This window comes from Brucella thiophenivorans, from assembly GCF_002252445.1.
Lineage (GTDB): Bacteria > Pseudomonadota > Alphaproteobacteria > Rhizobiales > Rhizobiaceae > Brucella > Brucella thiophenivorans.
Window position 1 is genome coordinate 33,067 of sequence record NZ_NNRJ01000031.1, and the last position, 15,052, is coordinate 48,118.

Genomic DNA, 15,052 nt, shown 5'->3' on the forward strand with positions numbered 1-15,052 from the left:
ACCCCCAGTCTCACTTGCGACGCCGCAGGAGCAGAAACGGGGTTTCTGCCCTACGGGCTAGAAAGCGCTCCGCGCAAAAAGAAAGGGTTTTAAAATGGCAATCATAGAAATCGAATTATCAAATTTAGTTATTGACCCGAAAAATGTTCGCAAAAATCACGTCCCTGCGGATTTGGCGACATTGGCCGCAAGCATCCGTGCAACAAATTACAAGTTGCTACAAAATCTTGTAATCCGGCCAGCTGATAATGATGGTCAATTCTATGTAACGGCTGGCGGTCGCAGACTGGCTGCGTTGCAGCAATTGGCCGATAACGGCGAAATTGCACAAGATCATAAGATCATATGCTCATTGCGAACCGATGAAACCCCCGAAGCTTTGAGCCTGATTGAAAATGAAGCCCGTGCAAATATGTCTGTTCTGGAACAATTTGCAGCGTTCAAAGCCTTGGCAGATAACGGTGCAACGCACGAAGAAATAGCAAATAAATTTAATGAAGCGCCGAAAACTGTTCGCAAGCGTCTTGCACTGGCAAACCTCGCACCGGAAGTTTTAGACGGATATGTAAATAATCATCTTTCAGTGCATCAGCTACAGGCGTTCACAATAACGGAAGATCATGCACGGCAAAAATCTGTTTTAACTATGATGGTGAGCCACCATTTAAGCCCCGTCCAAATTCGGGAGGCAATCACTAATTCTAAAATTACGACTGATTGCCCCATTACCAAATATGTCGGTTTAGATGCATACCTACAGGCTGGCGGCACAGTCATAACAGACCTGTTTTCAGAGCAAGAAAATAGCGGCGTAATTCAAGATCAAGAACTGCTTACAAGCTTGTTTGATACCAAGCTGGAAGGTGTAAAAAATCAGCTTTTTGCCGAAGGTTGGCAATGGGCAGAAGTTTTAAATAATTATAGTGATTATTGGAACTGGCGGCAGATTTACGGTGTTAAAGCACCTTTCACCGATGCAGAAGAAAGCCAGCTTGCCGAGTTTGAGGCAGAGCTTACAGCTTTGGCTAAGCTTATTGAGAACGAGCCAGATAACAGCCAAATCAAAGACGAATATCAGGCCATTTCAGAGCTTTATGACGAGTTAAAAGACCGGCCAAACATTTATGACGCAGAGGCTTTAGCTATTGCCGGAGTTGTGCTTTCGCTCGATAGAGACGGCACTCTAATTTTTAGACGTGGCTATGTTCGCCCAGAAGACGAGCAAAAGAAACCTAAAAATGAAGGTGCCACCGGTGAAGTAAATGAAGGTGAAGGAATTTCCCAAACTTTGCGCGAAGACCTAACAGCACATAAAAATGCAGCTTTAATTGCGGCTTTCGCCGCAAATGCAGAAATTGCTTTGGTGGCTGTAGTGCATAATTTACTGCTATCTAGCCACTATACAGCCTATCATAAATCAGTGCTGAATATTAACACGCAATCGACCAACACCCTCGGTTATATGAAGCAATCTGATAGCTCAAAAGCATATGATGATTTTGAAGCGATTAAAGAGCAAATGGCCGATTTGCTACCGGCCAAGGCTGACGAATTATTCAATTGGTTGCTCGATCAGAAAAAAGCAACTTTGCTTTCATTGCTGGCCTATGCAGCAGCACCAACAATTGACGTTATCGAAACACGGAACCAAATGAAGCCGGTAGACGTAGATAATCAACTTGCAAAGGCTCTTAATATAAATATGCGCCAATGCTGGACAGCGACCGCCGAGAGCTATTTTAAACATATTCCGCGTATTGAGATTGCGCGAACTGTAGGCGTGATTAAAGGCGAGAGTGCCGAGCGTGAAATCATGGCAGCGTCAAGCAAAGGTGATGCAGCAAAGTTAGCTGAAAAGCTCACAAAGGGCGCGAACTGGTTGCCTTCATTGCTCGAAATTCAGCCCGATACAGAACCAGAAGAAGACGAAATTCATTCCGCAGCATGACGGAGAAAGTTGCTTAAAATCGCTATGTATTTATGTTGGGTGAGGATGATAATTTTCAATTTCACCCAACGAAAACATTGTTCCAGCGGTATATAAATGATAGAATATACTTATATCCAATAAAGGATATACCGGAGATAAAGCAATGACTGGCCTATTTATCAAAGATCAATCCGTGAATGAATTGGCTATGAAATTAGCCAAAATATCCAAAGCACCAAGCAAAACAGAAGCGGTGCGCCGAGCCATTCAGAACGAACTAAACCGCTATGCTAACGAGCAACCGCTTGTTGAAAGAGTTGCAGAAATTCAAGCCTCAATGAGAGAGCTTATAGGGGAAAACAAACCCCAGCACGATCATAAAAAATTCATGAATGAAGGCTGGGAATTGTAATGTTTATTGATGCATCCGTAATTGTTGCAATACTGGCTGATGAACCTGATGCCGGTTACTATATCGCAAAAATTGAAGCCGACAAAGGCACTAAAGCTTATTCAGCAACTACAGTTTTTGAGGCTGTCATAAGCTTATCGCGCATCGTCGCCACGGCTAGGCATGGCGATCAGAAGCCAATTCCGGCAGAAACGATTGAACAAGTTCAATTGCGTGTCGATAAGTTTTTGAAAACAATCGGGGCAAAAGAAGTCATTATAAGCACGAAAACCCAGAAATTAGCCATTGATGCAGCTAAAAAATTCGGGCGGTTTGTTGGGCATCCTGCCAAATTAAATTTTGGTGACTGTTTCGCATATGCAAGCGCAACTGAGTTACGTTTGCCGCTTTTATATAAAGGCAATGATTTTACAGAAACCGATATAGAAAGCGCGTAATCATGAGCAGATTTCAAGTGATCTTAGAGCAACATGATTTAACCGTTTCGCCGTCTATGCTGTTGCGGTCAGATGATTTTGCATTTGTCGGTTATGATAAGCCTTTGCGTACTTTTTTCATTAGTGCATTTGTTCAAGAAACTGATGATTATGAAGAGCCTGAAGTTTGGCACGGTACATCATTAGAGGAATTTTCCTCATTAGAGCATTTAGTCAAAGAGCTTGAGAAAAAGGGCTTTAGAATAAAAGGGCTCAAACAAGAGCAGATTATTTCTATGCTGATTGAAGCCGGTCAGCCTAGTGACCCGTCACTTGCCGAGCGTTTAGGACTGCTGTTTTAACCGCTCGATGCATTTTCTTTTTGATGCTGGCATGAATGTTAGTATCAGATCGAGCGGCAAAAAATCAGGGAAACGGTCAAAGACCGTTGGCCTTTGGCTTTTGAAAAAATGGGCTTTGCTTTGCAAAGCCGTGCTGCCTGCCATTTGGCTCATAAATGCCCCCAGACGGCATTTTGTCCGGACGATGGATAATTTCACGGCTCCAGACCTGTAAAGCCATGCTGACCCGTTGTGTGCCTAATAGCCCTATTATCACGCATGTATCTTTATAGCTGTGCTGGCTTTCCATGCTTCTCAACCATAGCGAAACCAGCCGTAGTTTTTCAATTTTATTGAGTTGGTTCTTTGGCGATTTTGTTTAAGCCGGCACAAAATATATTTTGCCCAGGTATTGAAGGTTATGAGCGGTCAGTAGATCCTTTTCACGATGCATGTTGAAGACAATTTGACGTGTCACATTTAGTTATTTTCTGCCGGTTCTTTCCCCCGTTGCTTTTTTTCGTAGTCGCATATCGTGCCAGTTTGCAGCAAAGCCACTCTTGAAAAATTTCCCCGTCCTGTGGACTTCCTCGCGAAACAAATTTTCCTCGCTTTGGCCTCCTTCGCTTCGCTACGGCCTTCGGTGCAGCACCGTCAACTTCATGCTTTTCACTACTCAGCAACTAGGTAAAAGGAACCTGAAAATGAACAATCTGACCAACTTCATCAAATTCAACAACGACGATATCGAAACATCAGAAGGCACTGGCCGCATTTCAACCCTCACTAAAGACCTCAGCATCAAGGCTGTGCCGGTTACAGCTGCAAAATCTGACAAGACCCCTACACACCGCATTTATGCGAAATCTCCGGCAGGGTTCGACATTCAGGTTGGTGCAATCTGGAAGAACATGAGCAAGCAGGACAAAGAATACTTCACGCTGAATATCAAAGCGATTGAGTACCGCGCAAACTTGGGACGCTACCCAGAGCAGGATGATGAAAGCCTACAGGCAATCATCGAATGGGACTAAAAATTGCCCCTACGGGGGCATTTTTGTATTCGCAAATGGCAGGCAGCAAGAATGCATTTCATGCATTCAATTTAAGATTTAAGGGCGCAAGCGCATATTAATGGCGCCCGTGTATGCCTCTTTTATTTGCTTCAACTACCCTGTCCACAAAGTTATCAAATTTGTTTATAGTCCATCTTTTTGAGACAAGTTTTCTAAAGAAATAATATGAAAATAAAGACACAAGGGGCAATAAGATTACGAATAAAATATAATCTTCAATTTTCATTTTGTCAGTCATTACGCCAATTATGGCTACATAAACTACGATAAATGATAGAGGGGCAATAATTGATAGTGCAATAAAAATGCGCTTCAATGAGCGCTTAAATTGCGCTCCGCAATTACTGCATGTTGAGTAACCTTGATTGATTTTCGTACCACAATAACCGCATTGCTGCATTTGAAACTACCTTAAATATGTGTCGCTTAGCCTTCAGTAACAGCACAATTTTTACGGCACAAGCCGCGCTATTCTTTTAGTACAAGCGCTTTTATCTGCCATTTGGAATATGATTTTTTCTTTAGATTTAATACTCATAAAGAAAGCCCGTGCGGGCTTACAATAGTTTCTTTTTTTGCCCCTATCGCCAAGCCCCGTTTCAGTCAATGGACAAGCGCAAGCGTTCCAGCCGAAAAAAAAACGGCTTTCGAGCTGCGCTCAAACCTTCCGTTTTTTTATTCGTCTGAAATCCATGACTGCCCCGAAACTTGTCGGGGGGCGGTCTGCGCCCACCCCCTTCGCTGGGTTTAATGCACAGGGCATTAAGCCCATCAAAGGGCGCGGCCAAGACCACGGGCAAAAGGAACAATGACGATGAAAACTGAGCGCAAAGACATTTATCAGGTAGTTACAAATAAAATCATTGCTGGCCTAGAAAATGGCCGCCGCCCGTGGTTTTGCCCGTGGGAAAAATCGGGTGGTTTGCCTATTCGCCCGACACGTTCAACAGGCGAAGAATATCGCGGGATTAACGTCTTATTGCTTTGGGATGCAGCCGCAGAGCAGGGCTATAATTCTTCATATTGGTTTACTTTCCAGCAAGCAAAAAAGCTAAATGCTAGTGTGCGCAAAGGTGAAAAATCGACAACCATTTTTTATGCCGGAGCCATTGAAAAAACTGATATTGATGATGCTACGGGAGAAGAATTTGAAAGCCGGATTCCGTTCTTAAAATCATACGCTGTTTTCAATGCATGTCAGATTGAAGGACTAGACAGCAGTTATTATGCGTCTGAAATTGTCCCCAATATTCAGGATGAAGAAAATAGAATTGTTGCAGTTGATGAATTTGTAAAACAGACAGGCGCAGATTTAAGACACGGCGGCGACCGCGCATTTTATCGCCCGATTGCTGATTATATTCAGATGCCAGAATTTCAGCAATTCAAAAGCCCAGAGGGTTACGCATCGACCTTAGCACATGAATTAGTTCATTGGACTATGGCACCGGCTCGATTAGATCGCGAGTATAAGGCAAAGCGTTTCGGTGATGAAGCTTATTCACGCGAGGAATTAGTTGCCGAGATTGGTTCTGCTTTTTTAGGTGCAGACCTTGGATTCCAGCCTGAACCAACCGATCAAAACAGCTCATATATTGCCGGTTTTCTTGAAGTCCTCAAGAACGATAAGAGGGCAATTTTTACAGCTGCCGCACATGCACAGAAGGCTTGTGACTACCTGCACGGATTGCAAAATCAAAGCTACGATTCGGAATTAGCCGCATAAATCAGTATTTTAGAGGGGCTTTTAGCCCCTCTCCTTTTGGCAAAAATTCCTAAAACGGAAAAAAAACAAAAGTTTTTTTGCATTATCCTATAAAACATGACGTCCTACACTACATCAAAAGGAAATTCATTTGTAATATGTTTAAAATCTATTACAGTGCAGAATATGGTTTAACATTGAAGAGATTCAAAATGTAGGCACTAAAAAACCGGCACAAAGGCCGGTCTTGAAGATGAGAGCGTATATCTAAAAAAGACGGAATTGCAGTTCCTTTTGGCTCCCGAGAGTTGCCTTAGATATACACCCTTCATCTAACATTTTCAAGACGTATTGCGCTTAGGTGCCACAGGATTTTTTTGCCCAAATTTGGGAACAAAAGAACGTGGATTTATCAATTGAATTAACGAGCTCTTTTGAGCGCGATAGACTTATTGCAAAAATTAATGAGCATAGTTTTGCCAAAACTTTGCCGGAGATTATGCAAGAGCTTTGCAGTGTAATTTTGCAGGGACTTATCAAGGACGAAGACGCGCAGAGCGTTCAAACGGCCTTTGAATTAAGACAGGAAGCGTTACGAGAGCAGCTTAATAAGCCAACAGTTGCGCAGCGAATGCCGTCACAAGCCGAGGTCTGGAAAGCAGAAGGCCGCAGCGGTTTTAAAGATCATATTCGTGCAAAGCTTTCAAAAGATCAGGAAAAAATTTCTGAACGAATGGAACGCCGCCGGTCTTTGGTTGCAGGTGGCTTTATACCAGAAGCGATTGCCAAGCATTTCACATTAGGCCAACAAGCTGCCCTTGCAATTATTGTGCAAGAGGTCGGTAAACATGGCACATGTTCGCTAGTTATTGAGAAAATTGCAGCCCTTGCCGGTGTTGGTCATGCGACTGTTCGCCGTGCAATTAATATCGCACAATCAAAATTTTTAAACTTTTTGGCAGTCCAATATCGCCCCCGTAGAGGCAAGCCGAGCCAATCCAATATTATCACAATAATAAATACAAACTGGCTCAGCTGGATTAAAAACCGCTTCAAAAAAGCATCTGCTAAAGTTGCTCAAAAATCCACAAAATCCGAAAATACTGCGCATTTTCGTTTCAAAAATACAGAATGTAACCCCACGCCATATACCAATATTATAAAAGGAAATCTGCTAGACGCAGATTGCTCTAATACAAAGAAAAGTGACGATTGGCATAAAGCCAATCGGGCATTGAAAAAGAAAACGGGGAGTTTTAGCCCTTGGAGCTTATTTAAATAGGCTCAACCGTTGCTAAATGATCTTGCAAGCGTCTCAACATGCTTAAAACAAGGTATTGCTTATGAGAATGGTAAAATGGGGAGGCGTTTTCGAGCGAATATTCATCAGGAATACACCCAAAAAGGAACACAGAAGGCCGTAGATGGAGGCCGTTAGCAATTGCGGCTAAATTATCAATTGAGAAGTTACTGACGCCCCGCGAAACTAAATCATATGTTTGCTGCACTATGTCTAATTGCGTGGACATTTCCAGATCATTGAAGCCGAGCAATTTCTGCTCAGCTTGTAATCGACATGCAACGCGATTTTTCCAGCCCTCAACATTTAGTTCCCGCGCCCATTGTGGAGCCTCGTTAACTCCGGCGAACAAATCTGCTAAAGGAATTTCTAAAGCTTCCGCAAAATACCCTAATGTTTCAAGCTGGATATTGTTGATTGCATTTGCTGTTCTGTAATAGGTCGTCTGTGAGAATGTTTTTGTAGGTGTGAGATCCTTTATGCGCAAAATTATTGCGCTTCCGGAAAGGCCGAGAGCATTTAGCTGAATAATAATTCTATCAGCAATATTTACGCGCAGCTCATTATCGACTGCCATATCATTTTTGCGGACAAACGCAGCTCTTAATGCCACTGGAAAACTTTCTGTTCTATTTAGAAATGGCTTTACAAAAGCCTAACATAGTTTTGACCGTAAAACCTTAATTTCATAAGCTATTATGAACCTACATTATGCAATATTAAGGCGCAATTTAATGTCTAATTTGGTATATTAACGAAGCAAAATATTTACTTCAATTCGGTCAAATTCAAACATGCAAATTCCTAAATTTATGCGCAATATTGTTCTTACACTTTGCGCAACCGTCTCTATCCTAACAACAGCCAATGCTCAAGAAGTTCACGGGTTAATTGTTGATGTAGTTGATGGAGACACATTAAAAATTATCAATACCGGCCAGAAAATTCGTTTAATCGGCGTTGATGCTTGCGAGAAAAATCAAAAAGCAAAAACTGACCTCGGCCAGACCGTTGATTGTGGGGTGGAGCCTATGAATGCTCTAATCTCATGGACTGCAAATAAGGAAGTAAATTGCGAATTTACCAGCAAAGACCGTTACCAACGGTTGTTAGGGATTTGCGGAAATTCAGAAATTCCTGATTTTTCGGCAGAGCTAATTCGACAGGGTTATGCCGTCGCCTATCGTTACAAAGGCAAAGTTTCAGATCAAATTTATGAAGATATTGAAGCACGGGCAAAAGCCAATCGCGCAGGCTTATGGAGTATGGAGTTTGAACAACCTTGGGCTTATCGAAAATCTAAATAGTCGTGTCATTTGACCAAATTTTGTTTGCCCTGGCTCAGCTTCGCTTTTCGCTAGGGCAAACAAAATACACTGTATTAGATGCTTTCTTGAATTTTATCGCCCAAATGCGCGACAGCTACGCAAGTTATGCCGGTGATAATAGCCATAACTACAAATAAGCTTGCGAAAGCGCCAATGCTCATACCATGCCATAAAGCCGTTGAAATTGAACCGGCAATAACAGTTACAAAGAAAAATATGGTTAGTTCTGTATTATTCATGAGTGCCTACCAATTTAGGGTTTTTTCTTTAGCCGCCCCTACCGTTATAAAATATACTGTTATAAGGTCAGGCGCGGCAAGTCGCTATGTCTTCATAAAGATAGCCTTGTTTATAGGTAGGCTCGCAAACGGCCTGTAGGGTGCCAGTCTGTCCGGATTGACCGGCGAGACTGTCAGATGAAAGGGGGGCTTTAGCCGCCCCTCTCAAACTCACCCCATGAAGGAAGGGCGTGCCGCCCCTCCCTCAAACTCCCTCCCATGAAAGGGGTTCCCCCTTTCAAACTATCCTCTTCATACGGACATGCCGCCTTTGGCGGCATGGTATCTCTCTCTCTTTGACTTCCAAGGATACTCCCCGTCCCTCCGGCGTAAAGGACTGCGCGGTTCCCCCAATTTTCATGCCGCTGCACTACGTTTGCAGCAATAAAATCGGCTCCCCCGCTTGCCGCGTAGCGGTCGCTACGCGATCCTTGACCCCTCGGGACTTCGGAGTTGAATCCTTTCGTCAAAGAAACGAAAGGATGACATTATGAATAGTTCAGTTGTATTTTATGCTCAGTTGAGCGGCTTTCGCCTCAATGTAAAAGCTAACCGCTTCGGTTGCGACACTGAATTTGCTCGTGCAGCTCACGACAAACTGATTGCCTATCTGGATGATGCAATTAGGGGAGCCCGCAGAATTCGGAAAAAATCGTACGCTAAGGTTTTCCGGGCATCCGTAAGGGCCGAAACTTCCCGTCTTCCAGTCTGCGGCTCTGCCGCCAGACGTAATCGCCGGTTAGGTTGATGTGCTCCCAGCCCAGCGGCGACAGGAATTGCAGCAGCTCGCCGTCCACCGGCTTGCCGGCCTCGACCAACCCCTGGGTGGCGCGTTCCAGGTACACCGTGTTCCACAGCACGATAGCCGCCGTCACCAGGTTGAGGCCGCTGGCCCGGTAGCGCTGCTGCTCGAAGCTCCGATCCCTGATTTCCCCAAGGCGGTTGAAGAACACCGCCCTGGCCAGCGAGTTGCGCGCCTCACCTTTGTTCAGGCCGGCATGCACGCGGCGGCGCAGTTCAACACTTTGCAGCCAGTCCAGGATGAACAGCGTGCGCTCGATCCGGCCCAGCTCGCGCAGGGCCACGGCCAGTCCGTTCTGGCGCGGGTAGCTGCCGAGCTTGCGCAGCATCAGCGAGGCGGTGACGGTGCCCTGCTTGATCGAGCTGGCCAGGCGCAGGATGTCGTCCCAGTGGGCACGCACGTGCTTGATGTTCAGGGTGCCGCCGATCAGCGGGCGCAACGTCGGGTAGGCTTGCACGCCCTGCGGCACGTACAGCTTGGTTTCGCCGAGGTCGCGGATGCGCGGCGCGAAGCGGAAGCCTAGCAGGTGCATCAGGGCAAAGACGTGATCGGTGAAGCCGGCCGTGTCGGTGTAGTGCTCCTCGATCCGCAGGTCGGACTCGTGGTACAGCAGGCCGTCGAGCACATAGGTGGAATCGCGGACGCCGACATTCACCACGCGGGTGCTGAACGGCGCGTACTGGTCGGAGATATGGGTATAGAACAGCCGTCCCGGCTCGCTACCGTACTTCGGGTTGACGTGCCCGGTGCTCTCGCCCCGGCCACCCGCGCGGAAGCGCTGGCCATCGGAGGATGAGGTCGTGCCGTCGCCCCAGTGGGCGGCAAAGGCGTGGCGATACTGGTGGTTGACCAGCTCGGCCAAGGCCGCCGAATAGGTTTCGTCGCGGATGTGCCAGGCTTGCAGCCAGGACAGCTTGGCGTAGGTCAGGCCGGGGCTCGACTCGGCCATCTTGGTCAGCCCGAGGTTGATCGCATCACCGAGGATTGCGGACAGCAGCAACGTCCTGTCTTTGGCCTCGGCCCCGTCCTTCAAGTGGGTGAAGTGGCGGCTGAAGCCCGTCCAGTCGTCCACGTCCATCAGCAGTTCGGTGATCTTGATGCGCGGCAGTAACTGGCTGGTTTGGTCGATCAGCGCCTGCGCCCGATCCGGCACCGCCGCATCCAGCGGGGTGATTTTCAGCCCTGACTCGGTGAGGATGGCATCGGGCAGCTCGTTGTCCTTGGCCAGGCGGGTGACGGTGGCCAACTGCTCGTCCAGCAGCTGCAAACGCTCTTCCAGGTACTGGTCGCTGTTCGGGTTGATCGCCAGGGGCAGGGCCTGCTCGCGCTTGAGTGCGGCGAACTTCTCGGCCGGCAGCAGGTAGTCGTCGAAGTCGCGGAACTGCCGCGAGCCCTTGACCCAGATGTCGCCGGAGCGCAGGGCGTTCTTCAGCTCGGACAGGGCGCAGATTTCGTAGAATTTCCGGTCGAGGCCTTCCGGGGTGATCACCAGCGGCTTCCAGCGCGGCTTGATGAAGGCCGTGGGTGCATCGGCCGGCACCTTGCGCAGGTTGTCGGCGTTCATCTCACGCAGGGTCTGCACGGCTGCCAGCACGCCTTGCGCGGCCGGCGCGGCGCGCAGTTCCAGCACCTCCAGCAAGGCCGGCGTGTAACGGCGCAGGGTGGCGAAGTTCTCGCCGACCAGGTGCAGGTGGTCGAAGCCTTCCGGCCGGGCCAGCAGCTCGGCCTCGCTGACGCTCTCGGTGAACTCGTCCCAGGGAATCACCGCCTCGATGGCGGCATAGGGGTCGCTGCCGCTTTCCTTCGCTTCCAGCAGCGCCTGGCCGATCCTGGAGTACAGGCGCACCTTGTCGTTGATCGCCTTGCCCTGCTTCTGGAACTGCTGCTGATGCTTGTGCTTCGCGCCGCTGAACAGCTTGACCAGGATGCGGTCATGCAGATCGACCAGCTCATCGATCACGGTCGCGGTGCTCTCCAGCACCACGGCGGCCAGGGTCGCGTAGCGGCGCTGCGGCTCGAACTTACCGAGGTCTTTGGGCGTCATCTGCCCACCCTCGCGGGCCAGCTTGAGCAGGCGGTTCTGGTGGATGTGCCGGCCCAGGCCTTCGGGCAAGTCCACCAACTGAAATGTCTTCAGCCGCTCGATGTGTTCCAGCATGTGCCGAGAGTTGGGTTTCAGCGGTGCCTGGCGCAGCCAGGTCAACCAGGTGATGCTGCTGCCGGCCTTGAGCTTCAACAGCTCGTCCAGCTTGGCCCGATGCGAGTCCGTGAGTGGTTCGACCAGGGCGCGGTAGACCCGCCGATTGGCTCGCGCAATGGCTTCCGAGCAGGCCCGGTCAATCACGCTCAGCGCCGGCAGGATGCGTCGTTTCTGCCGTAGGCTCTCCAGGGCCTGACCGGCCAGCAGCAAGCCTTTGTCGGTCTGCTGGGCCAGCTCGGTTAGCTCGCGCACCAGGGCGCGGAAGTCGGACAGGCCGAACGGGGCCAGTTGCAGGTAGGTGCGCAGTTCCTGGGCATGCTCGCGACGGGTCACGTCGCGCTCGCCGTACTTTGCCCAGCTCGCCGGCTCGGCCTGGACTTGCTTCGCCACCCACAGGATGACCGGCTCGGGCAGCTCGCTGTCGGTTCCCAGCGCGTAACCGGGGTAGCGCAGCAGGCAGAGCTGCACGGCGAAGCCGAGGCGGTTGGCGTCGCCGCGTCGCTGGCGGATCAGCGACAGGTCGGAGTCGTTGAAGGTGTAGTAGCGGATCAGGTCATCCTGGCTTTCCGGCAGCGCAAGCAGGGTGTCCCGCTCCGTGGCCGAGAGGATCAAGCGACGCGGCATGTGTCAGTCGTCCGTGCGGAGGTACTGGTAGAGGGTTTCCCGGCTGATGTTGAACTCGCGGGCAAGCTGCGCCTTGGGCTCGCCGGCCGTCGCTCGCTGCCGCAGGGTAGCAGCCTGCTCATCGGACAGGGCTTTCTTGCGGCCCCGGTACGCGCCACGCTGCTTGGCCAAGGCGATGCCCTCACGCTGCCGCTCGCGGATCAGGGCGCGCTCGAACTCAGCGAAGGCCCCCATCACCGACAGCATCAGGTTGGCCATCGGCGAGTCCTCGCCAGTGAACACCAGGCCCTCCTTCAGGAACTCGATGCGCACGCCGCGCTGAGTCAGCTTCTGTACCAAGCGACGCAGGTCATCGAGGTTGCGGGCCAGCCGATCCATGCTGTGCACCACCACTGTATCGCCTTCGCGGACGAAGCTCAGCAGCGCTTCGAGCTGGGGGCGCTGGGTGTCCTTGCCCGATGCCTTGTCGGTGAACACCTTGCTCACCTGGGTTTGTTCCAGCTGGCGTTCCGGGTTCTGGTCAAAGCTGCTGACCCGGACGTAGCCGATGCGGTGCCCCTGCACGATGTCTCCTTGGTTGAAGGCGGCTTAAGTGCACTTTCTGTTTCGTTGTGCCTCAAAGCCCATTTCTGTCAGGCTGAAATCTATAACCTTCGCGGGCATGTGTCAAAAAATGGGAAAGCAGACTCTATTCTGACGAAGCGGCGCGGCCCTGCCTGACATCAAGTTAGGGTATAGCCTAGATTGACATGCGCGATGCAACCCTTAACTTGCTTGCACCTATCGTTTCCATGCTAGCTTTATCGTAACGCTCAAGAAATTGGGCTTAATGCCGAAAACAATAAAATAAAACAGCCAACCCTTGAGGTTCTTATGCGCCAGAATTTACCAGTGACGGGTCGAAACTTAGAACTCCCAAAAGATGCCAATATTCTTTCGACTACCTCCCCTCAAAGCCATATCACGTACGTTAATCCTGACTTCATTAAAATCAGTGGTTTCACTGAGGAAGAACTATTAGGCCAGCCTCACAACATCGTAAGACACCCAGATATGCCGCCTGCTGCATTTGAGCATATGTGGAGTACATTAAAATCTGGCCGCTCATGGATGGGGCTAGTAAAAAATCGCTGTAAAAATGGCGACCACTATTGGGTAAGTGCTTATGTAACGCCAATAGCTAAGAATGGTTCGATTGTTGAATACCAGTCTGTAAGGACCAAGCCTGAACCTGAGCAGGTTTTGGCTGCGGAAAAATTATATGCTCAATTGAGAAGCGGGAAGGCCGCGAGGCCGAAATTGGCTGCTAGCTTTTCCGTGAAAATACTCTTGCTCATATGGGGTAGTATTATATCAAGCGCAATGGCTGCCGGCATGCTTACTGATACATCAATAAGCAGCTTATTGTTAGCCACTTTAATGTCAGGAAGCTTAAGCTCTGTTAGTGTTTTGGCTATTCTCTCTCCTCTTGGAAGACTGGTTGAAAGAGCCAGGAATATTTCCAATAACCCATTAAGTCAATCCCTCTACACTGGGCGCACCGATGAGTTTGGCCAAATAGAGTTTGCTTTACGAATGATGCAAGCTGAAACAGGCGCCATAGTAGGTCGCATAGGTGATGCATCAAATCGGCTTAGCGAACACACCCGAGGCCTACTAAAGGATATTGAGTCAAGCAATGTACTTACAGTTGAGCAGCAGGCAGAGACAGATCAAATAGCAACGGCAGTAAACCAAATGGTGGCAAGCATTCAAGAGGTTGCGAGCAATGCACAGCATGCTGCAGATGCGGCCGGAAGAGCAGACACTGAGACGGCATCTGGCCAGCGTCTGGTAGCCCACACAAGCCAGTCAATCACTGCCCTTGAAGGTGAAATTAGGCAAGCCACTCAGGTTATTCATGAGCTTGAAGGTCAAAGTAACGAGATATCAAAAGTTCTTGACGTTATACGAGGGATCGCCGAGCAAACGAATTTGTTGGCACTCAACGCAGCAATTGAGGCCGCGCGTGCTGGTGAGCAGGGGCGTGGTTTTGCTGTTGTCGCCGATGAGGTTCGCAGTCTTGCTGCTCGCACACAGCAATCGACAACGGATATTCAAAGCATGATCAGCGCTCTACAAGAGCGAGCGCAATCCGCTGTTACAGTCATGGAGCAAAGTAGTCGGCAAGCGCACACGAGTGTAGCTCACGCAGAGGAAGCAGCTACAGCTCTTGATGGAATTGGCCAACGCGTTAACGAAATTACCGACATGAACGCGCAAATAGCGACTGCGGTCGAGCAGCAGGGAGCAGTAAGTGAAGACATAAACCGCAGTATTATCAATATACGCGATGCTGCTGATACCAATGTACAGACCGGGCAGAATAATTTGCAAAGTGCGAAATCTGTCGCTCAGTTAACTAGCGCTCTGAGCGAACTGGCAAAACAGTTTTGGGAAAAACGAGGATAACGCTTTTCAGTATCTCGACAGGGATAACTTACTTTACCATCGGTTATCCCTTTTAGCCGCACAAATTTTAGCCATGGCTTTTCAGGAAGTCAGGGCTATCAGAATGGCCTTAGAAAGCCTAGTCAAAGAGCTGTCACGAGAACACCGTTAGCTTAGCGTACGATTTTTTCCGAATTCTGCGGTTCCCCC

14 protein-coding genes are annotated in these 15,052 nt (G+C 49.0%); 9 read left to right on the top strand and 5 right to left on the bottom strand.

From position 1 onward, the window contains the following. Positions 1–94 precede the first annotated feature (94 nt). The 4 genes from CEV31_RS12965 to CEV31_RS12980 all read left to right on the top strand — a co-directional run bounded on the left by CEV31_RS12965 (position 95) and on the right by CEV31_RS12980 (position 3,120). Positions 95–1,948 carry a ParB/RepB/Spo0J family partition protein gene (locus CEV31_RS12965; RefSeq protein ID WP_094507495.1) on the top strand — a complete coding sequence of 618 codons (1,854 nt, stop codon included), beginning with the start codon at positions 95–97 and terminating at the stop codon, positions 1,946–1,948. Positions 1,949–2,093: 145 nt separating this feature from the next. Further along, entirely contained in the window at positions 2,094–2,342 is a 249-nt protein-coding gene (locus CEV31_RS12970) for a type II toxin-antitoxin system VapB family antitoxin (protein ID WP_094507496.1), read from the top strand. Further along, a complete protein-coding gene (locus CEV31_RS12975) occupies positions 2,342–2,779 on the top strand; it encodes a type II toxin-antitoxin system VapC family toxin (protein ID WP_094507497.1) in 438 nt (145 codons plus the stop codon). Before CEV31_RS12970 ends, CEV31_RS12975 begins: the two co-directional genes overlap by 1 nt. A gap of 2 nt (positions 2,780–2,781) precedes the next feature. Next, complete coding sequence (locus CEV31_RS12980) at positions 2,782–3,120, top strand: hypothetical protein (protein ID WP_094507498.1); 339 nt, start codon at positions 2,782–2,784, stop codon at positions 3,118–3,120. Between the two features lie 76 nt (positions 3,121–3,196). Here the strand turns inward: CEV31_RS12980 and CEV31_RS20925 are convergent, their stop codons facing one another. Then, a complete protein-coding gene (locus CEV31_RS20925) occupies positions 3,197–3,409 on the bottom strand; it encodes a hypothetical protein (protein WP_143850938.1) in 213 nt (70 codons plus the stop codon). A gap of 394 nt (positions 3,410–3,803) precedes the next feature. Between CEV31_RS20925 and CEV31_RS12985 the strand changes: the two genes are divergently transcribed. The 3 genes from CEV31_RS12985 to CEV31_RS12995 all read left to right on the top strand — a co-directional run bounded on the left by CEV31_RS12985 (position 3,804) and on the right by CEV31_RS12995 (position 7,162). Then, the gene (locus CEV31_RS12985) at positions 3,804–4,133 is read left to right on the top strand and encodes a DUF736 family protein (RefSeq protein WP_094507499.1); all 330 of its coding nucleotides are present in this window, start codon (positions 3,804–3,806) and stop codon (positions 4,131–4,133) included. Positions 4,134–4,989: 856 nt separating this feature from the next. Next, a complete protein-coding gene (locus tag CEV31_RS12990; protein ID WP_094507500.1) occupies positions 4,990–5,901 on the top strand; it encodes an ArdC family protein in 912 nt (303 codons plus the stop codon). Between the two features lie 382 nt (positions 5,902–6,283). Continuing rightward, positions 6,284–7,162, top strand: coding sequence for a helix-turn-helix domain-containing protein (locus CEV31_RS12995; RefSeq protein ID WP_143850939.1), 879 nt, complete (start codon positions 6,284–6,286; stop codon positions 7,160–7,162). Here CEV31_RS12995 and CEV31_RS13000 read toward each other — a convergent pair. Then, entirely contained in the window at positions 7,155–7,793 is a 639-nt protein-coding gene (locus tag CEV31_RS13000; RefSeq protein WP_094507502.1) for a hypothetical protein, read from the bottom strand. The genes CEV31_RS12995 and CEV31_RS13000 overlap by 8 nt on opposite strands. 181 nt (positions 7,794–7,974) lie before the next feature. On the opposite strand from CEV31_RS13000, the gene CEV31_RS13005 reads away from it, so the two are divergent. Further along, a complete protein-coding gene (locus CEV31_RS13005) occupies positions 7,975–8,487 on the top strand; it encodes a thermonuclease family protein (protein ID WP_094507503.1) in 513 nt (170 codons plus the stop codon). Positions 8,488–8,561: 74 nt separating this feature from the next. Here CEV31_RS13005 and CEV31_RS20930 read toward each other — a convergent pair whose 3' ends face one another. The 3 genes from CEV31_RS20930 to CEV31_RS13025 form a co-directional block, all read right to left on the bottom strand. Beyond that, positions 8,562–8,747 (bottom strand): hypothetical protein, encoded by a 186-nt coding sequence (locus tag CEV31_RS20930; protein ID WP_143850940.1) that lies wholly within the window; start codon positions 8,745–8,747, stop codon positions 8,562–8,564. Between the two features lie 698 nt (positions 8,748–9,445). Further along, positions 9,446–12,412, bottom strand: a complete 2,967-nt coding sequence (locus CEV31_RS13020; protein ID WP_001138014.1) for a Tn3-like element TnAs1 family transposase — start codon at positions 12,410–12,412, stop codon at positions 9,446–9,448. A 3-nt stretch (positions 12,413–12,415) separates the two neighbouring features. Beyond that, positions 12,416–12,976: a recombinase family protein gene (locus tag CEV31_RS13025; protein WP_001161490.1), complete on the bottom strand. Its 561-nt coding sequence runs from the start codon at positions 12,974–12,976 to the stop codon at positions 12,416–12,418. Between the two features lie 309 nt (positions 12,977–13,285). On the opposite strand from CEV31_RS13025, the gene CEV31_RS13030 reads away from it, so the two are divergent. Next, positions 13,286–14,863: a methyl-accepting chemotaxis protein gene (locus CEV31_RS13030; RefSeq protein WP_001323889.1), complete on the top strand. Its 1,578-nt coding sequence runs from the start codon at positions 13,286–13,288 to the stop codon at positions 14,861–14,863. The last annotated feature ends 189 nt before the right edge of the window (positions 14,864–15,052 follow it).